The organism is Streptomyces sp. CB01580 (genome assembly GCF_001905795.1).
Taxonomy (GTDB): Bacteria; Actinomycetota; Actinomycetes; order Streptomycetales; family Streptomycetaceae; genus Streptomyces.
On record NZ_LIXJ01000041.1, the window covers coordinates 1 to 18,097 of the forward strand.

Genomic DNA, 18,097 nt, shown 5'->3' on the forward strand with positions numbered 1-18,097 from the left:
CCAAGCGAAACAGCGAGGCTAACGAAGTACTACTAGTGCCGCATCAGGCAACGTTCGCCCTTCGCTCTGTTGTGCAGCCCTGACTGTCGACGGCTTCGGCCGCTGGCGATAATCGACCGGTGAACGCCATCGAACGCCCTATGCCGCCCCTGAACGCCAACGAGCGCACCACGCTTGAGAGCTGGCTCGACTTTCACCGCACCACCCTCGCCATGAAGTGCGAGGGCCTGAACGATGAGCAGGCCGCCGCGGCGTCCGTGCCGCCGTCCGGCTTCACGCTGACCGGCCTCGTCCAGCACATGGCGGAGGTGGAGCGGAACTGGTTCCGCCGGGTGTTCGCCGGAGAACAGGCCCCGCCCATCTACGACCCGCAGGCCGACCCGAATGCTCCCGACGGCGGATTCGAACTGGCCGAGGGCGCCACCCTGCGCGACGCTCTCACCACCTGGCAAGCGGAGATCGCCCGCGCCCGCGAGCACTGCGCCGGCCGCGCTCTGACCGACACTGGCCGCTTCATGGAGCAGGACGTCAGCCTCCGCTGGATCTACGTCCACATGATCGAGGAGTACTCCCGTCATAACGGCCACGCCGACCTGGTCCGGGAGCGCATCGACGGCACCACTGGCGTATGACGCCAGATCAGGTCGCGCCCGCTCTACTGTGAGTGACGCGCCGCCGGGTTCCGTACCGGGCGGCGCGTCGTGCCAGGGTGCCCAGGTGGCTGAACGTGTGCGCGTGCGCGAGATCGATGACGACGAGGGACAGCGGCTGCTTCGGATCATCCGCCGGGGCACCGGGTCGGTGGTGACCTGGCGGCGGGCCCAGATGATCCTGCTGTCCGCGCAGGGCATGCCGGTCGCGAAGATCGCCGAAGTGACGTTCACCAGCGACGACCGGGTCCGCGATGTGCTGCGCAACTTCAACACCGACGGCTTCGACTCCCTGTATCCGAAGTACAAGGGCGGTCGGCCGAAGACCTTCACCCTGCCTGAGCGGCGCGAGATCAAGAAGATCGCGAAGTCCAAGCCCACCGAGCACGACCTGCCGTTCTCGGCCTGGAGTCTGACCAAGCTGGCGGACTTCCTGGTCGCCGAGGGGGTGGTCGACGACATCAGCCACGAGGGCCTGCGCATCCTGCTCCGCGAGGAAGGCGTCTCTTTTCAACGCCTGAAGACCTGGAAGACCTCCGGCGACCCCGACTACGCGGCCAAGAAGGCCCGCGTCGAACACCTCTACGCGATCGCCGACGGCGAGGTCATACCTGAGGAGGGTGAGCCCGAAGTCGTCTTCTGCATGGACGAGTTCGGGCGTGCGCCACGAGGCGCTGAGGAATCGTGCGGGAGGAGGAGCCCGCCGCTGGTCATCGCAGTGACCGGTTGAAGCTGGAGGCAGGCCGATCCCCAGGTCGGGGGTGGAGGCCGGAAGCAGCCTCGACAACGTAGGGGCGGACCGACACCACCAGGCGGTTCGTGCCCGCAAGCGAAGACGGAATGGGTGTAAGGAAACTGAACCAGTGGTTGAAGCCCCGTGAGTCGTCAGCGGCCTGCCGAATCTGGTGGATGGGTCGCTTTGCGGTACTGGAGAGTGCTCTGTCCGATGGCCTCTCCTCTTCGGTTGTTCGCAGGTTGGGCAGTCGGAGGCCCGGACCAAGACTGCGATGTGCGGTCTGTGGTGATGCCGCCGGGGTAGAGCTGGGCACCGACGCCGTCGAAGGATCCTCAGTGAACGTGGGAAGCGATCCAGTGTCGCCCTCCCCGCCCGGCAGCCAGCCGGGCGGCGGGCAGGTGCGACGCTCACTGATGGCCCCGGATCGTGGCGGAGTCGCCGTATTACTCCGAGGCCGGGAAAGCCGGCCGCATGGGGAAGGGCGACAGCGTGATAGCAGTGGTGTTGATGTCGGGGAGGAGCGTTGTTGAATAGCGACGCGCCGTCGACTACTTGGCCGAGCATTTTCGCGGCTGAGCGGCGGGTACTCGATCACCAGTTCAAACTGCACCGATGGGCAAGGGCCGATCCGGACCGCCGGTTCGGCGACGTGTTCAACTTGATCTGCGACCGGTCCACCTTGCTGGTGGCCTGGGAGCGGGTGTCAGGCAACCGGGGTGCCAGGACAGCGGGCGTGGATGCGGTGACGCGTCATCACGTCGAGGACCACGGAGTGATTCCGTTCCTGGAGGAACTGCGTTCTTCTCTCAAGGACGGGTCCTTCACCGCGCTGCCGGTCAAGCAGGCGGTGATCCCCAAGAAGGGCGGCAAGGTCCGTCATCTGGGGATCCCCACCCTGCGCGACTGTGTCGCGCAGATGGCCCTCAAGCTGGTCCTGGAGCCGATTTTCGAGGTCGACTTCTACCCGTCTTCGTACGGGTATCGGCCTGGGCGTCGGGCCCAGGATGCCATCGCCGAGATTCACCGGCTCACCAGCCTCTCCTACGAGTGGGTGGTGGAGGGGGATATCACCGCGTGCTTCGACAACGTCGACCACCACGTCCTGATGGACTTGGTGGGAGACCGCGTCAAGGACCGGAGGGTCCTGCGTCTGGTCCGCGCGTTTCTGCGGGCTGGGGTTATCGAACTGCACGGTGGCTTCGCGGACAGTCTGAACGGCACTCCGCAAGGCGGGGTCGCTTCCCCGCTGTTGGCCAACATCTATCTCTCCGTACTGGACCGGTACTTCGTCCGGATCTGGAACGAGGAGATGAGTCCGCGCTGGCGCAGGCAGCACCGGCGCAAGAAGGGGCTGTCGAACTTTCGGCTGGTGCGTTACGCCGACGACTGTGCGCCACGAACACAACAGGAGGTTTCAGTGTAGACGGAAGCTCTTGACGTGGTGCTGCACTGGTGATGGAGGTAGGCCCTCCGGGATCGCCCACGCAGGGGGAGGTCCCAAACCACCGCAGGTTGCTCCGGTGAATGAGCCGGGGTGATGAGCACTGTGGAAAAGGCGCACGAGATGCGTCAGGTGTGTGCCGAGAAGGCGAACGCGAGTGAACCACTGCTGAAGTGTCGTAAGCGTATGAGTGGTTGCCGAAACCGGGGTCCAGTTGTTGCCCCGGGACAAGTCTGACGGGGTCCTGTATTCCTGGTCAGGTGGCGGCCCGGCATGAAGGTGGCGCGAGCTCGGCGACAGGCACCAGTGCGGAACGTGGGAACCCCTCGCCGCGATGCTGCCAGCCGGTCCATGTTGAGGGCGGGCTGGTGTCAAGGGAGAACTCCAAGCAGCTGAAACTGCAAGGAACTGAGTACCGATGCGTGGCAGGGGGACGGACCGTCTCGTAGTAGTGATGAAGTCCTTGTAATGGGGGCGGAGCGAAGGGGGCGGGTCGTCCTGACTTGTTTGGTGGTCAACCGGTGTGTCCGGGAGGAACCAGGTGAACGGATCAAGGCCGCAGGCCGAGATCAAGTCGTTCTACATTTCCAAGTCGATGGTGTGGGAGGCGTATCTGAGGGTTAAAGCCAATCGGGGTGCACCCGGGGTGGACGGTGTGTCGATCGAGCAGTTCGAGCAGAACCTCAAGGGGAATCTGTACAAGCTGTGGAATCGCATGTCGTCCGGTTCGTACTTCCCTCCGGCGGTGAAGGCCGTGGAGATCCCCAAGGCGGGTGGGAAAGGTGTCCGTGTGCTTGGGGTGCCCACTGTGGCTGACCGGATCGCACAGACGGTGGCCGCGATGTATCTGGAGAGGCGGGTGGAGCCTGTGTTCCATCCGGACTCCTACGGCTACCGGCCGAGGCGGTCGGCGCTGGACGCGGTGGAGACGTGCCGGCGGCGTTGTTGGCGGAACGACTGGGTGGTCGATCTCGACATCCGGGCGTTCTTCGACAGCGTGGACCATGAGCTGATGCTCAAGGCCGTCGAGCGGCATGTCGACGCGGACGGGAAGTGGGTCCTGCTCTACGTCAAGCGGTGGCTTGTTGCACCGCTGGCGAAGGCGGACGGGTCGGTGCAGCAACGGGATCGCGGGACTCCCCAGGGGTCGGCGATTTCGCCCGTGCTGGCGAATCTGTATCTGCACTACGCCTTCGACGCGTGGCTGGGGCGGGAGTTCCCGCACCTCACGTTCGAGCGGTATTGCGACGATGCGGGTCGAGCGTTACCGCTACCGCGGAGCGCAGATCAGCACGCCATGGAACATGGACGAGGTCGATCCCGACGGAGCACGTTTCCGCCGGACCGACCACGACGACATGGCATTCGTCGGCCAGGTCAGCGAACACCTCACTTGACCCTCTCTCGGATCACGTGGAGAGCCGGATGCCCGGCCAACGGGCACGTCCGGTTCGGCGGGCGGGGACGGGAAGACCGACACCTGCAAGGGTGCACGGCGTCTCGTCCCCGACCCAACCGCTCAACCTCCAGCCCCACCCCGGCCGGCAATGGGCCGAACGCGGCGGCAGACACAAAGACGCCGAGCGGGAGCCCCGGCCCCGCCGGCGGGCGACCTACACCCGCCCGCACGGGGTACGGCATCTGTTCGCCGCCTACGACCTCGGCAAGGACAGGCTCTACGGCCACATCAAGCCGAGGAAGAACCGGACCAGGTTCCTGGAGTTCTGCCGCTACCTGCGCAGCCTCCACCCGCCCACGGTCCGTATCGCGATCGTGCTTGACAACTTCTCCCCGCATCTGACCACGAAGAAGGACTCCCGGGTCGGTGACTGGGCCGCAGCCAACAACGTCGAATTCGCTTACACGCCGACCAACAGCTGGGACTGCTGCAGGGTTGGGTGACACCTGACCTGGCTTGCTGAGAGGCGGCCTGGAAGGATGTCGCAGTGCCCAAGCCTTATCCGAAGGAGTTCCGCGAGGACGTCGTGCGGGTCGCGCGCAACCGCGAGCCCGGCGTCACGCTGGAACAGATCGCCGCCGACTTCGGCGTCCACCCGATCACGTTGTCGAAGTGGCTGCGCCGTGCCGAAACCGATGAGGGTTCCAGGCCCGCGCCGGCGTCGGGTGAGCCGGCCGAGCTGCGCGAGGCTCGCAAGCGCATCCGGTTGCTGGAGCAGGAGAACGAGGTGCTGCGGAGGGCTGCGGCGTATCTGTCGCAGGCGAACCTGCCGTCAAAATGATGTACCCGCTCGTCCGCGGGCTGGCCGCCGCCGCTGCCCCTCACAGGGTGCCGGTGGCGGTGACGTGCCGGGTGCTCAAGCTGGCCCGCCAGCCCTACTGCCGGTGGCTGGACCGGCCGGTCACCGAGGCCGAACTCGCCGAGGCCTACCGGGCTAACGCCCTGTTCCACGCTCACCGCGACGATCCCGAGTTCGGCCACCGGTTCCTCCTCGACGAGGCCCATGCGGCCGGTGAGCCGATGGCCGAGCGGACCGCGTGGCGGATCTGCCGGGACAACCGCTGGTGGAGCGCGTTCGGCAAGCGCAGAGGCCGGGGCAAGAACGCCAAGGTCGGCCCTCCGGTCCACGACGACCGGGTAAGGCGCGACTTCACCGCTGACGGTCCGAACCGGCTGTGGCTGACCGACATCACCGAGCACGCCACCGGCGAGGGCAAGCTGTATCTGTGCGCTGTCAAGGACGTGTACTCCGGCCGCATCGTGGGCTATTCCATCGACGCCCGGATGAAGTCCGGCCTCGCGGTGAGGGCTCTTGAATCCGCGGTGGCCCGTCGCGGCCAGGTCGCCGGATGCATCGTTCATTCCGATCGCGGGTCGCAGTTCCGCTCACGGAAGTTCGTCGCAGTCCTCGCACGTCACAGCCTGATCGGATCGATGGGCAGGGTCGGTGCCGCAGGCGACAACGCCGCCATGGAGAGCTTCTTCGCGCTGCTGCAGAAGAACGTCCTCGACCGCCGCACCTGGGGCACTCGCCAGGAACTGCGGATCGCGATCGTGACCTGGATCGAGCGCACCTACCACCGCCGTCGGCATCAGAGACGCCTGGCCAGATTGACCCCTGTCGAGCACGAAGCCATCATGACCCCACCAGCAGCTCTGGCTGCATAAACCCCGCTGTCACCCGAACATGCAGCAGTCCCTCGGGCTGTCGGCGGCCATGCCTAACTCCTCGTATCAGGGTCGCCGCACGATGGGCGAACTATGAGGCTATGCGGCCCAGTACTCGCGCAGCCCTTGATTTAGACGGTTCTCGTGCTGGCCAGCCACGCCCCGGCCAGATCCCGCCAGCTCGGTCGCGGTTCCGGCAGAGTTAACGCCGATGTCGTCGGTTCGGCGGGCTCGGACGAACCCGGCCCCGCTGCGGTACCGTTCCGGACGCACCACCCGCGGGTTCGGCTACGAGCCCCCTTCTGAAAACTCGAACCCACGGCCTTTAGTGCGGACGGCCGCGTACAGGTCGCCGCCGATCATGGCCTCCGACTGTGCCGCCAGGTACATGGACGCCACCCGCAGGGGGCCGATCCGCCGAGGCAGCGGACGTAGCACTGCCCGCTGTGTGGCCTCCGCTACCTTCCGCACCAGCGCCAGCTCACGGGCGTGCCGCTCGCACAGATGGCAGAAGACCGTCACGATGGCCGAGACCACCATCAGGGCGATGAACTGTGAATCGAAGTCCCGCGTGACGAGCAGGTTGGATGTCAGGCCGATGACGAGCATGCCCACCACCGTGACGGCGGCGGTCGCCGCGGTCATCAGGGTGGAGGCGAAGGAAGCGGCGAGCGTGGGAGCCACGATCAGCAGCGACGGACCCAGCGGCAGTCCCTCGGCCAGCACGTCGAGCAGCACAATGGCCGCGATCAGACCGAGCGGGAGCGCCAACAGGGCATGACGTGGTGGAAGGCGTTGCGTGAACCGATGCCACAGTCGCATACCTCCTGCCTACACCCGACCCGGCAGCCCCGCAGGTGGACGCACAACCACCCGCCCCCGGGAGCGGAGGCACGGGCCGCCGTCGGCGTGCGATGCCGAGGACGAGCCCCTGACCGGCGTCGATGCGGAGCGCCGTGAACGCCTCGTCCGACCGGCGGAAGGGCGGCGGGGCCGTGCCGGCGGCGGACCTCCGCCGCCCGCAGGGTCTGAGACCGGCACGGCCTCAGACCATCTCCATGCCGCCGTCGACCATGACGACCTGCCCGGTGATGTAGTCGGAATCGGGGGAGGCGAGGAAAACCGCGGTGGGCGCGACGTCCGCGGGCCCGGCGACCCGGCCCACCGGGATGCGCGCCGCGTACTGGTCGAACAACTCGGCCCGCCGGGCCGTTGAGCCCCCGGTCGCCTCGATCTGCATGCCCCCACCAACGGCCCGACCGCGCCTGCGGTTCGCCGACGGGAAAGGCATCAGCCGTACGAGGGAGCCCGGTCACCGACCCGACCAGTACCGCTCGCACGACCCGCCCCCGGCCCATAGACATGAAGGGCAGTCGCGCCCGCCGACAGGACCGGGCCGGCTGCACCACTGCCACCGGGACTGGGTGCGGCGCACCGCAGACTGCTGGGACGAGGTCCGCCGGGTGCTCCTGACCCGCGAGCAGACCATCGAGTACGAGCTGCCCTCGGCCGAGGGCAAGCACGCGCCCGTCAGATCACCCGCGAAGAAGAACAACGCCGCGCCCTGGCCGCCTTCCTGAACAGCTGGGACGCGGCGGGCGGGGGAGGACCGTCGTAGCGCTGTACGGGGGGGCCGCAGGCTCAGGCGGATGTCGGCGCCGGGCGCGGCGACGCGAGCCGGGAGCGCTGGTCTTTCTCCACCGCGCGCAGTTGCCTCCGGTCGACCTCGGGGTGGGCGGGGATGGCCGCGTCGCTTGGCAATGCTGGTCAAGGCGCGCGTACGAGCTGTGTGCAAGGTGGGCCGGGCTCTGGGTGTACCGGGCCGTGCTACGTAGCGTGGGGAAACCTTGAAGGGGCGTCCGTGACTGGCTGTCACGAACACCCCTCTCAGGTCCGGTTACCTCAGTTGTTGTGGCGTTGGCGCCTCCTGATGGCGACGGCGAGGGAGAGGCCGCCGAGGATGAGCAGCGTGCCGAGCGCGGCCGCGGAGATCACGGTGGTGCCGGTGCGGGCGAGGATCCCGGACGATTGCGGGGCGGGCTGGGGGTTGTTGGGGGGCGGGACGTTGCCGGACGGCGGGGTGTTGCCGGACGGGGGAACGTTGGTGGACGGCGGAGGAGTCTTCCCCGGCGGCACCGTGTGGTCGGTTTCGCAGCCCTTTTCGGTGTCGCAGGTGCCGGGCTTGTCGTCGGGGGTGGTGACGACGTTGTGCAGCTGGCCGTCGCCGCTACCGGTGACGGTCACGGAGTAGGTGATGGTGGCCTTGGCGCCGACGGGGAGGTTGCCCTTCCAGACGAGCTTGCCGTCCTTGACCTCAGCTGATCCGGTCGAGGCCTTGACGTCGTCGTTGTAGGTGGCGTCGTCGAGGACCTTGGACAGGTCGTCGGTGATGGTGGCGTCCTTGATGCCGGCCTTGCCGTGCTGGTTCACCGTGACGGTGTAGGTGACCTTGTCGCCGATCTGGACGGTGGAGCCGGTCTTCGGGTCGGAGGACTTGGAGAAGGTGTAGGCGCCGTAGGTGTGGTCGGTTTCGCAGCCCTTTTCGGTGTCGCAGTGGCCGCGCTTGTCGTCGGTGGTGACGACGTTGTGCAGCTTGGTGTCGCCGCTACCGGTGACGGTCACGGAGTAGGTGATGGTGGCCTTGCCGTCGACGGGGAGGTCGCCCTTCCAGACGAGCTTGCCGTCCTTGACCTCAGCCGAACCAGCCGACGCCTTGACGTCGTCGTTGTAGGTGGCGTCGTCGAGGACCTTGGACAGGTCGTCGGTGATGGTGGCGTCCTTGATGGCGGCCTTGCCGTGCTGGTTCACCGTGACGGTGTAGGTGATCTCGTCGCCGGCCTGGACGGTGGAGCCGGTCTTCGGGTCGGAGGACTTGGAGAAGGTGTAGGCGCCGTAGGTGTGGTCGGTTTCGCAGCCCTTCTCGGTGTCGCAGTGGCCGCGCTTGTCGTCAGTGGTGACGACGTTGTGCAGCTTGGTGTCACCACCGCCGGTCACAGTCACGGAGTACGTGATCGTGGCCTTGCCGCCGACGGGGAGGTCGCCCTTCCAGACGAGCTTGCCGTCCTTGACCTCCGCGGTACCCGACGAGGCCTTGATGTCACTGTTGTAGGTGGCGTCGTCGAGGACGTCGCTCAGGTTGTCGGTCAACGCGATGTCGTGGACCGGGTACTTCGAGTTGTTGGCAACGGTCAGGGTGTAGGTGATCTCGTCCCCGGCTCTCACGGTGGTGCCGGACGGCGGGTCGGAGGTCTTCGACAGGGTCCACTCGCCCTGACGCGGATCGTTCTTGATCTTCCCCAGGTCGAGCAGGTAGGTGCCGCGGTCGACGCCAGCGGGATCGACGCTCACCCCGATCGGGTCCTTGAGGGGGAGATATCCGGATGGTGTCGTGGTTTCGGTGAGCGTGTACTTGCCCCATGGGACACCGGCCAGGCGGAACTTCCCAGGCGCCGGGTCCTGATCGGCATCCGAACACCCCGCGTCGGTGCAGTCCGTGATCGTCCGGGGCCACCCGTCGGGTGTCTTCTCGCCGTCCTCGAGCACCGGGGTGAGGGTCCACTCGGAGCCCGCGAGGAGGTCTCCGGTGCGGCTGTCAGTCTTCTGCCAGGCGATGTCGGGCAGGAGCTTCAGCCCGACGGCCGATGCCTCGGTCGGCAGGATCGGCCTTCCCGACGATGCTTCGACTCCGGCGACGGCGGTGTTGTTCCATGCGATGCCGTCGAGGCCGGCACTTGTGGTCGTGTTCGGGCCTGCGGCCTTGACGGCGAGCACGGTGTTCTCGGCGTCCCCAGGTGCGAAGACTCGGGACCCGAAGTCGATGCGCAGGGCAGTGACCGCTTCGTAGTCGCCGCCGGGCGGCGTGGCCGCCCAGTCGTTCTCGCAGCCGGCGGGTGCGCTGTCCACGGCGCCGCCGCCGGTGCCGGCGAGGTCGCCGCGGCAGGGGTTGGCGCTGGTGGAGTACTGCAAGGTAGCGCCTGCGGGCGCCTTGACCGGTTTGGTCAGGTGCACCGGGAACGCCGAACCCCGGGTGCCTTCGGCGCCGGGCAGGATCAGAGAGTCACCGACCCGCGGCAGCATGTCGTAGGCGACCACGTCGCGGATGTCCACCGACCCCGAGTTCGCGACACGGACGGTGTACTCGGCCTTGCCGGACAGGTCGGTGCTTCCAACACCGGGGGCGCCGATCGCGTCAGCGTCGTAGACACCCTGCACCGTCTTGCTCGTGTTCACGCCGGGAACAGGGAGGACGTTGAAACTCGCGGAGGCCAGACACCCGATGGCGGCGGTGCGGTCGGTGGTCGGCCGCAGGTCGGCATCGACCAGTTTCCCGAGCCCGCACTGCAGGTAGGTGTCCTGTACGCCCGGCCCGCCTTCGGCGCCGGTGAGAAGGTAGTCGTTCGTGTAGGCACCCGCGGGGACACCCTGCTTGACGCGAACCTGGAACCGCACGTAAGCGGTGCGGCCCAAGGTCGCGTTCGAGGTGATCTCCGCCTCCGGGAACGTCACGGTGACCCGTTGACGCCGTTCACCCAGGTAATCCACCGTCTTGACGGCGACGTCCGGTTTGCCGAGCGCGGCCGCGAACGTCGCGTCTCCCGCGATCTGGAGCGAGTCCTCGACCATGGTGAGCGCGGCCGGGAGGTACTCGGTCACGGTCGGGGTGAAGGCCGACGCGTCGAGGACCGCTCGGTCCGCGTTCCATTGTGCCCGGTTCATCGCGAGATCGACGGTGAGCAGATCACCGGTCTGCGCCGAGGGGGTCGCGGGGCGGGAGCCTTCGGGGATCGCGGGATCGTACATCGACTTGACCGGTCGCAGCGAGAACGGGTTGGTCATGACCTGCCGGTAGCCGCAGATACCGGCGGCGCTGTCCGCCGTCTGTGGTTGGTACGGAAGGTACTTGCGTCCGCCTTCGAAGGTGATCACGTTCTTGACCGGGCAGTTCTCCACCGTGACATACCAGGGGTGGACGTCGGAGCGGTCCACGTCGAGGTTCGGGTTGTTGTACACCGTGTCGACGTTGCTGAACGGCACATGCTGGGAGGCACGGCCGTGGATGAAGAAGCTGCCGCCACCGAACAGAGGGATCTCGGTGTCCACCTCGATCTTCGTGATCCACTCACCTGCGGGCACCGGGGTGGGTGTGCTGCCGTCAGTGCCGTCGCAGTAGCGGTTGGCGGTGTCGCTCATCGACGTGCCCGCGGCGATCGTGCACGATCCGGTGCTGCCGGCGTTCGTCGTCCAGTTCACCCGCAACTCGGGAAGATACCGGTCCGCGGAGAACTGCAGATCCACGAACGCGGGGGTGGCGCAGTCGATGTCGTTGTCATTGGTCGGCGAGGTCAGCGCGCACGGCATCATGTCGGTGAACGTCCACCGGCCCGTGGTCGGCTCGTTCGAGGTGCCGCTCAGGGAGTAGATGCTGTTGTTCTGGGTGTGCACGGTGCGGTAGAGGGGCGATCCGATCGCCCAGTCGTAGCCGGGCCTCTTCTCGACACTCGCACCGGCAGCGCCCTCGCGCAGGGCGTGCGAGGCGGAGCTGTCCGAAGAGAGCGTTTCGGAGGACTGGCCCCACGCGTTCGCGGTGGCCACGACCGAGTTCGTGACCGCGCTCGGGTCCGGGTCGGCGCTGAACTCTCCATCGGGGTAGACGACGGTCGCCTTCAGCGGCAGACCCGTCCAGCTCGTGTTGCCGGAGTACGGCACGCAGGCGTAGGGCGCGGTGTCTTTGACCGAGGAGCCGAGACTCCAGGTGATGGTGTTCGTCGCCGCTTCGTACACGCCGCCGTGCGTGGCGCTCACGAACCGCGCCCCGGTGGGAAGAGTGTCGACCACGGTCAGGTTCTCAAGCGCCTGCGTTCCGGGCTCGGAGCAGACATCCGCCATCGTGCGGGCATACTGGATGGGAGCGCCCGTGGTGGGGAACTGGGAGTCGTAGCCCACCAGGATCGAATAGGTCACCTGCTGATTGACGTACGGGACGCTGGTGGGATCGAACTTGACCTTGGAGACGTTCAGGGAGACGTCTGAGGTCACGGTCGTGGTCGCCGAATCCGTGACCGGCGCCGTGCCGGTGGCCGCGAAGGTCACCTCCGGGGTGATCTTCGCCCCATCAGGCGTGACCGAGTTCGGCGGGGTGAGCGTGAAGGACACAGCGTCGGAGGTGCCGGTCGCCACGGTCGCCGGGAAGGTCCACACAAGCTTCCGGTCCGGGCCGGTACCGACGATCGTGGCCGCCCCGGGCACAACAACCCCGTTGATCTGGAGCGAACTCTGGCTCGTCACCGTCAGAGGAACACCATCGGGGAACGCATCCGACGACGCCAGCGCCGTCGGTACCGGAACCGAGATTGTCGCGGCATCACATGTACCACTGCCGCTGCACGTCCACTGCACCCGGAAAGACGCGCCCTGACCGGACTTCACCGTCTCCTGGACTGCCTCCACCGACACGTTCAGCGTGCCGCCGGCGGCCTGGGCAGGCGTATGGACCAAGAGAACCGGCACAGCCAGTAGCAACGCGAGCACCGGCCTCAGCACCATACGCAGACAACCCCACCCCCTTTCACGCGACATCGTCCAAAGACGTCGCCCGGAGGTACGCGTGGCTATTCGCATCAAGGACCTCTCTCCCCTTTGTCCACCCCTGACCCGCGACCAGAGCACAACCACAGGAGTGGACCCTGCCTCCAAAGCGAGGGCCCGCCCAGAGTGATCTGGCGTGCACTCCGGGCAAGCTAGAGCACGCTCGTAGCGTTTATGTAGGAAAATATAGAAATATCACCCGTATGGACCCACGATCCTGCTCGTGACGACGCGTTCACCAGCGGGTCCCAGCCTCGGCCCGTCGCGCTCCGGCGACGGGCGCCCGGGGCCCGCCGTCTGCGGACCTTCGCTGAACGGGTTCTCGTCGCTCACACTGGGGCGGGAACGGCTCCTGGAACACCGAGGCCGGCCAGCAGCCTGGGAGACCTTCTTACAGGTCATGGAGGTGCCGCGGCCCACGTGGACGGTGTGGGGCACGACGCCGTCGAGTTCGATGGTCTCGCGGATCAACTCCTCGGCCTGCTCGGCGGTTTCGGCGCGTTCGACCGTGTGGCCAACGATGCAGCGGCTGAAGACGTCGATGATCACGTAGGCGTGGACCCAGATGCCCTTGGCCGGACCGGGCAGCCGGGTGATGTCCCAGGTGAACACCTGAGCGGGCCCGTGCGCGACCAGTTCGAGGATCGTTCTGGGCGGGTGGGTGACCTGTCGGCGGTGTTCGCCGTTCTGCCCAGCAGCGGACAGGATCCGGTACATGGTCCGCTGCGAACACCAGTAGTTTCCCGCGTCCAGGCGGTGCGTCGTGCGGATCGACTGGGCTACGGTCCGGCACCCAGCACACACCGGGCCGGACCGCAGGAGGAGTTGCGTGAGCACCCTGGAAGAACAGCCCAGCCCTGACGACGTCCTCGCCCGCGCAGCCGCCGAGAAGATGTCCGCCGCGCTCAATGAGGACCAGGAGCTCGAGCCCGATGAGCTCCTGGAGCGGCAGCTGGTCTGGAAGCAGCCCCGGATGCCGAAGCCGAAGGCGGCGAAGAAGGAGGAACTGCGTAAGCAGCGGCGGCGGTTCCAGGACGCCGGACGGCGCCGCTTCGCTGCCGCGCAGTCGCGCCGGCCTCGGTCCCGGCAGCACCGGATCGGGAACGCGGCCGCACGCCGCGAACCCGCGCCCTGTCCCGGGTGCGGCACTCAGGCGCCTGGCTGTGGTGGGCATCGACGAGCTCGCCCGCATGCTGCGGGGCGAGTAGCCGTGCCCCGCGCCTCACGGTGCCGGGGCGAGGCCGCCCGCCGGCATGCGGACACCCTGCGGTTCGTGTTGTTCGAGGCCAGACCCGCCGGGCTGCTGTTCCCTCAGCTGACCCGCGCGAGCGGGCTGTCCCCCAGCCAGGTCAGGTCGGGGCTGGCCGCCCTGCGCGACATCATCGCCGAAAACGGCTGGCCACCGCCTGATCTGGACCAGGGGCCGACGGCTACCAGCTGGGCGCCGAACGGGCCGCGCTGGAGGCATACGAACGGGCCGTACTCACCGAGAAGCTGACCGAGTTCCGCCGGTTCATCACCGGCACCGTCGCCCACCCGGGCGACAAGTGGGTCAAGCACATCATCGCCCAGCTCAGCTCCATCGAATCCACCCTCGACTTCGTCGTCTCAGCCTGACCACCACCGAGGGGCGCCCGACTTGAAGGCCGGGCGCCCCGCCCGCCTTGGAGGGAAGCGAAGCCGTCATGCGCCAGCGTCGCTATCCCTCCGACACCACGAACGCAGAATGGGCCCTGCTCGAACCGCTGTTGCCGGAGCCCGCCTGCGAGACCAGCCGTGGTGGCCGACCGGAGAAACATCCCCGGCGAGAGATCGTCGACGCGATCCGATATGTTGTGGACACCGGCTGCAAATGGCGGGCCCTACCTGCGGACTTTCCTCCCTGGCGCACGGTCTGGGGGTTCATGGCCCGCTGGGCGGCGGCCGGGATCGTCGGCCAGATTCGCGATCATCTCGCCAGCCGGATCCGCCGTGACATGGGCAAAGGCCCCCGAGCGGTGGCCACCGTGATCGACTCCCAGAGCGTGAAAGCGGCCGAGACCGTCTCCAGAGCCACCCGTGCCAACTGCCGCCCATTAGATCAACGGTCGCAAGCGGCACCTCGTCGTGGACGCCCGCGGCCTGCCCCTCATGGTCATGGTCACACCCGCCGACCTTCACGACGCCGCAGCCGCGAAGGAGGTCCTCTTCCGTCTCTGCCTGATGCGCCCCGAGAGCACGATCGTGTGGGCCGACACCGCCTACGCCGGAAAGCTCGTCGACTGGGCGAGACAGCACCTCAACCTCACGATCAAGCCTGTCAGCCGCCCCAAAGACGCATCCGGTTTCGTCGTGCTGCCCCGCCGCTGGGTCGTCGAACGCAGTCTTGCGTGGATGATGCACGCACGCCGCCACGCAAGGGACTACGAACGGATCGTCCAGCACTCCGAGGCCCTGATCACCTGGGCGGCCATCACCCTCATGACCAGGCGCCTCGCACGGAAAGGGGCCACTCCCAGCTGGCCGAGGAAATCCGCGTCGGCCGGCACCTGACGGCACCTGAGGTTCCCTCGAGATGCGGGGAGAGGTGACATCAGGTCAGATGGGACTCACGAGAGGAACTCTGACGATGCCTGCGCCGAGGAAGTACCCGCTGGAGTTGCGTGAGCGTGCGGTACGGATGTACCGCGCTTCCGAGCCGAAGCCCGTGATCCGCCGTATGGCCGAGGAACTCGGCGTGCACCATGAGGCTCTGCGCAACTGGATCCGTCAGGCCGAGGCCGATACCGGCGAGCGAGTCGACATCCTCACCACCGCCGAGCGTGAGGAGCTGGCCGCTCTGCGGAAGGAGAATGCCCAGCTCAAGCGTGCGAATGAGGTCCTGCGGACGGCCTCGGCTCTTTCGCGGCCCAGCTCGACCCGACCCGGCCCAGGTGACCGCGCTCGTCGATGTGCACCCGCACCTGGGGGTCGAGCCCGTACTCCGGGAACTGAACATCCCCTCCTCCACCTACTACCGGTGGCGCCAGGCCGAGACCTCGCCGTGTGAACGGCGCCGCCGGGACGCCGAGCTGACGGGCAGGATCCGGCAGGTCCACGACGAGTCCGGCGGAATCTACGGCTCACCCCGGCTTCTGCAACCCCCGCCGCAGGCTCGGCCACCTCAGCCCGATCGAGTACGAGGAGAAGCACTACGCCGACCAGGCAAGTGAACCTGAAACCACGTCAACCCACCCTGACCAGCTAGTCACCCACTCCCGCCCAGCGGGGGAACCCCAGGAGTACCCAGCCCACCCCTTCACTGAAAGGAACGCCACCCCATGGACGCCATCGCTCAGGCCCCCGGCTCCCTTCCGATTTTCGGTCACGGCATCCAAATCCTGCGGGACCCCCTGGGCTTCCTGCGCTCACTCCCCGCCCACGGCGACGTCGTGCGCATCCGCATCGGCCCCCATGCGGCCGTCATGGTGTGCACCCCCGAGCTGACCCGCCAGGTCATCTTCGACAGCCGACTCTTCGACAAAGGCGGAATCTTCTTCGAACGGATCAACGACGTCGCGGACAACAACCTGCTCACGTGCCCATACAGCCACCACAAAAGGCAGCGGCGCCTGGTCCAGCCGGCCTTCCACCCGGCCCGCCTAACGGACTACGCCACGGACATGACAGCCCGAATCCTCGCTGTCAGCGACTCCTGGCGGGACGGCCAAGCCATCGACGTGAGCGCCGAGATGGCCAAGCTCACCTCCGGCGTACTGATCAGCGCGGTCCTCGGAAGCTCGCTCGACGAGGCGAGCCTCACCCGGGCCACCGCCGACCTGGACGCCATCCTCAACGGAGTGTTCCGGCGGTCGATATCGCCACCCGCATTCAACCAGCTCCCCCTTCCCGGCAACCGCCGCTACCACACAGCCACAAAAAGCCTTCACCGCACCCTGCACACACTCATCCAGGACAAGCACGCCGAAGCCACCCCAGGCAGCGACATGCTGTCCATGCTCCTTGCCGCCCGCGACCAAGAAACCGACGGGCAAGGACTGTCCGACACCGAAGTCGCAAACCAGGTCATGGTGAACTCAAGGGGTCAGTGCAACAGCTGACGCGAGTTTATCAGCGGGGGTTTCGTAGCGGAGGGTCTTACGAGGCCGGGCATTGAGTTTCAGGGCGACGGCGTCCAGGTCGGTCTGGGTGTATCCAGACAGGTCAGTGCCCTTCGGGAAGTACTGCCGCAGCAGCCCGTTCGTGTTCTCGTTTGATCCGCGCTGCCAGGGGCTCTTGGGATCGGCGAAGTAGACCTGGACGTCCGTGGCGAGACTGAAGCGCTTGTGCTCGGCAAGTTCCATGCCACGGTCCCAAGTCAGTGATGTCATCAACCCCTTTGGCAGGGAGCCGACTTGGTATGTCAGTGCGGACACGACACTGGTAGTGTCCTTCCCTGCGACGCGGACCAGCATCACATAGCGGGAGTGACGCTCGACGAGGGTCGCGATGTGGCTGTTCTTCGCGCCGGTGATCAGATCTCCCTCCCAGTGGCCCGGCACGGCCCGGTCCTCGGCCTCGGCAGGGCGTTCGCGGATGGAGACTGCGTCGCGGATCTGGCCCCGGGCCTGGCCGGCGGTGGTGGCGTTCTTCGACTTCCGCATGGTGTGGCGCCTGCGCAGGCGGGCGGTGAGTTCCTTCTTCAGCACGCCGCGGGCCTGGATGAACAAGCTGCGGTAGATGGTCTCGTGCGACACGTACATACCGTCCTCGCGTCCGTAGCGGCGCGCAAGCCATCCCGATATCTGCTGTGGCGACCAGTCGGCGGCCAGCTTGGCTGCAACCAGGTCGCGCAGCCGGTAATTGCCGTGCAGCAGACAGGGTTTGGGGCGGCGGGCGTTGTCCCAAGCTCGCTCGTCGGCGTCCGCCGCCCGGTACTTCTCCCGGCCGCCATGACGGCTCACTTCACGGCTGACGGTCGACGATGCCCGGCCCAGCCGTCCCGCGATCGTGCGCAAGGACTCGTCACGGGCCAGCCCCCGGGAGATCTCTTCCCGCTCGGCCAACGTCAGAGCGCCGTCCGCCCGTTTCCGTTCGGCGGGGACGAAGCCACCGTTCGACTTCACCACGCCGTGGATCGATCCGGGCACCTTCCCCAGCGCACGGCCGATCTCGCTGAGCGACTGCCCCTCCTTCCATCGACGCCAGACCTCCTGCTTCTGGGCGTCCGACATCCCCGGACGTCCGATCCTTGCCACCTGCAACACCTCCGGCACCTCTTCTACCAGGGATGTTGCACCGACCGGTTGAACTCACCGCCCGCGGCCTTCAGGATCTCGTTCGCCCGCTTCAGCTCGGCGTTCTCCTTCTTCAACGCTTTGAGCTGGGCGGACTCCTCCGTCGTCGTCCCCGGACGCTGCCCCGCATCGACCTCGTGCTGCTTCACCCAGTTCCGCAGCGTCTCGCGGGAACCAATGCCCAGCTTGTCCGCGACCGCCTGCAAGGCGGCTGTCTCGTTCGTGTATTCGTCGCGCACCTCGGCGACCATGCGCACCGCGCGACGGCGCAGCCCAAGCGGGTAACGGGAGGGTCGTGCCATG

At 67.1% G+C, this 18,097-nt stretch carries 12 protein-coding genes and 6 pseudogenes; 12 read left to right on the top strand and 6 right to left on the bottom strand.

From position 1 onward, the window contains the following. Positions 1–119: 119 nt before the first annotated feature. From AMK22_RS34290 to AMK22_RS34320, 7 genes and pseudogenes are all read left to right on the top strand, one after another. On the top strand, positions 120–632 hold the full coding sequence (locus tag AMK22_RS34290; RefSeq protein WP_107430706.1) for a DinB family protein: 513 nt from the start codon (positions 120–122) through the stop codon (positions 630–632). Positions 633–717: 85 nt separating this feature from the next. Then, a pseudogene (locus tag AMK22_RS34295) lies at positions 718–1,308 on the top strand (helix-turn-helix domain-containing protein); the annotation flags it as partial. 604 nt (positions 1,309–1,912) lie between these two features. Beyond that, positions 1,913–2,809, top strand: coding sequence for a reverse transcriptase domain-containing protein (locus AMK22_RS34300; RefSeq protein WP_242434283.1), 897 nt, complete (start codon positions 1,913–1,915; stop codon positions 2,807–2,809). 733 nt (positions 2,810–3,542) lie between these two features. After that, positions 3,543–4,019: pseudogene (locus tag AMK22_RS34305) on the top strand (reverse transcriptase domain-containing protein); the annotation flags it as partial. A 58-nt stretch (positions 4,020–4,077) separates the two neighbouring features. Continuing rightward, positions 4,078–4,224, top strand: a complete 147-nt coding sequence (locus tag AMK22_RS39785; RefSeq protein ID WP_158072118.1) for a hypothetical protein — start codon at positions 4,078–4,080, stop codon at positions 4,222–4,224. Between the two features lie 118 nt (positions 4,225–4,342). Continuing rightward, positions 4,343–4,705 (top strand): annotated as a pseudogene (locus AMK22_RS34310) (transposase); the annotation flags it as partial. Between the two features lie 68 nt (positions 4,706–4,773). Further along, positions 4,774–5,954, top strand: a protein-coding gene (locus tag AMK22_RS34320; protein WP_242434284.1) for an IS3 family transposase whose coding sequence is annotated in 2 segments (ribosomal slippage) — positions 4,774–5,058 and positions 5,061–5,954 — 1,179 coding nt in all. Because the reading frame shifts where the segments join, the coding sequence is not laid out codon by codon here. Between the two features lie 288 nt (positions 5,955–6,242). On the opposite strand, the gene AMK22_RS34325 is transcribed toward AMK22_RS34320, so the two are convergent. Both AMK22_RS34325 and AMK22_RS34330 read right to left on the bottom strand, forming a co-directional pair. After that, positions 6,243–6,776: a hypothetical protein gene (locus AMK22_RS34325; protein ID WP_143203639.1), complete on the bottom strand. Its 534-nt coding sequence runs from the start codon at positions 6,774–6,776 to the stop codon at positions 6,243–6,245. A gap of 223 nt (positions 6,777–6,999) precedes the next feature. Then, the gene (locus tag AMK22_RS34330; protein ID WP_073791388.1) at positions 7,000–7,194 is read right to left on the bottom strand and encodes an SDR family oxidoreductase; all 195 of its coding nucleotides are present in this window, start codon (positions 7,192–7,194) and stop codon (positions 7,000–7,002) included. A 184-nt stretch (positions 7,195–7,378) separates the two neighbouring features. Between AMK22_RS34330 and AMK22_RS38910 the strand changes: the two genes are divergently transcribed. Next, the gene (locus AMK22_RS38910) at positions 7,379–7,534 is read left to right on the top strand and encodes a hypothetical protein (RefSeq protein WP_242434285.1); all 156 of its coding nucleotides are present in this window, start codon (positions 7,379–7,381) and stop codon (positions 7,532–7,534) included. 322 nt (positions 7,535–7,856) lie between these two features. Here the strand turns inward: AMK22_RS38910 and AMK22_RS34335 are convergent, their stop codons facing one another. Together AMK22_RS34335 and AMK22_RS34345 are read right to left on the bottom strand one after the other, a co-directional pair. Further along, positions 7,857–12,239: a DUF7927 domain-containing protein gene (locus tag AMK22_RS34335; RefSeq protein WP_143203640.1), complete on the bottom strand. Its 4,383-nt coding sequence runs from the start codon at positions 12,237–12,239 to the stop codon at positions 7,857–7,859. A 495-nt stretch (positions 12,240–12,734) separates the two neighbouring features. Next, positions 12,735–13,256, bottom strand: a complete 522-nt coding sequence (locus AMK22_RS34345; RefSeq protein WP_073791393.1) for an integrase catalytic domain-containing protein — start codon at positions 13,254–13,256, stop codon at positions 12,735–12,737. A 493-nt stretch (positions 13,257–13,749) separates the two neighbouring features. Between AMK22_RS34345 and AMK22_RS34350 the strand changes: the two are divergent. From AMK22_RS34350 to AMK22_RS34375, 4 genes and pseudogenes are all read left to right on the top strand, one after another. Beyond that, positions 13,750–14,156: pseudogene (locus AMK22_RS34350) on the top strand (RacP protein). Between the two features lie 68 nt (positions 14,157–14,224). Then, positions 14,225–15,071 (top strand): annotated as a pseudogene (locus tag AMK22_RS38915) (IS5 family transposase). A gap of 76 nt (positions 15,072–15,147) precedes the next feature. Continuing rightward, entirely contained in the window at positions 15,148–15,567 is a 420-nt protein-coding gene (locus AMK22_RS42535) for a transposase (protein ID WP_073791394.1), read from the top strand. Between the two features lie 271 nt (positions 15,568–15,838). Beyond that, complete coding sequence (locus AMK22_RS34375) at positions 15,839–16,618, top strand: cytochrome P450 (protein WP_073791396.1); 780 nt, start codon at positions 15,839–15,841, stop codon at positions 16,616–16,618. Here the strand turns inward: AMK22_RS34375 and AMK22_RS34380 are convergent. Then, positions 16,595–17,731 (bottom strand): IS30 family transposase, encoded by a 1,137-nt coding sequence (locus tag AMK22_RS34380; protein ID WP_079186565.1) that lies wholly within the window; start codon positions 17,729–17,731, stop codon positions 16,595–16,597. The two genes, AMK22_RS34375 and AMK22_RS34380, sit on opposite strands and share 24 nt — an antisense overlap. Before the next feature lie 86 nt (positions 17,732–17,817). Further along, a pseudogene (locus AMK22_RS34385) lies at positions 17,818–18,096 on the bottom strand (transposase); the annotation flags it as partial. Position 18,097: the final 1 nt, after the last annotated feature.

Bases quoted from the DNA above. Each gene is read 5' to 3' on its own strand.
- AMK22_RS34325 (WP_143203639.1), bottom strand. From the start codon at position 6,776: ATGCGACTGTGGCATCGGTTCACGCAACGCCTTCCACCACGTCATGCC.
- AMK22_RS34375 (WP_073791396.1), top strand. From the start codon at position 15,839: ATGGACGCCATCGCTCAGGCCCCCGGCTCCCTTCCGATTTTCGGTCAC.
- AMK22_RS42535 (WP_073791394.1), top strand. From the start codon at position 15,148: ATGCCTGCGCCGAGGAAGTACCCGCTGGAGTTGCGTGAGCGTGCGGTA.
- AMK22_RS34345 (WP_073791393.1), bottom strand. From the start codon at position 13,256: ATGTACCGGATCCTGTCCGCTGCTGGGCAGAACGGCGAACACCGCCGA.
- AMK22_RS34380 (WP_079186565.1), bottom strand. From the start codon at position 17,731: ATGTCGGACGCCCAGAAGCAGGAGGTCTGGCGTCGATGGAAGGAGGGG.
- AMK22_RS34330 (WP_073791388.1), bottom strand. From the start codon at position 7,194: ATGCAGATCGAGGCGACCGGGGGCTCAACGGCCCGGCGGGCCGAGTTG.
- AMK22_RS39785 (WP_158072118.1), top strand. From the start codon at position 4,078: ATGCGGGTCGAGCGTTACCGCTACCGCGGAGCGCAGATCAGCACGCCA.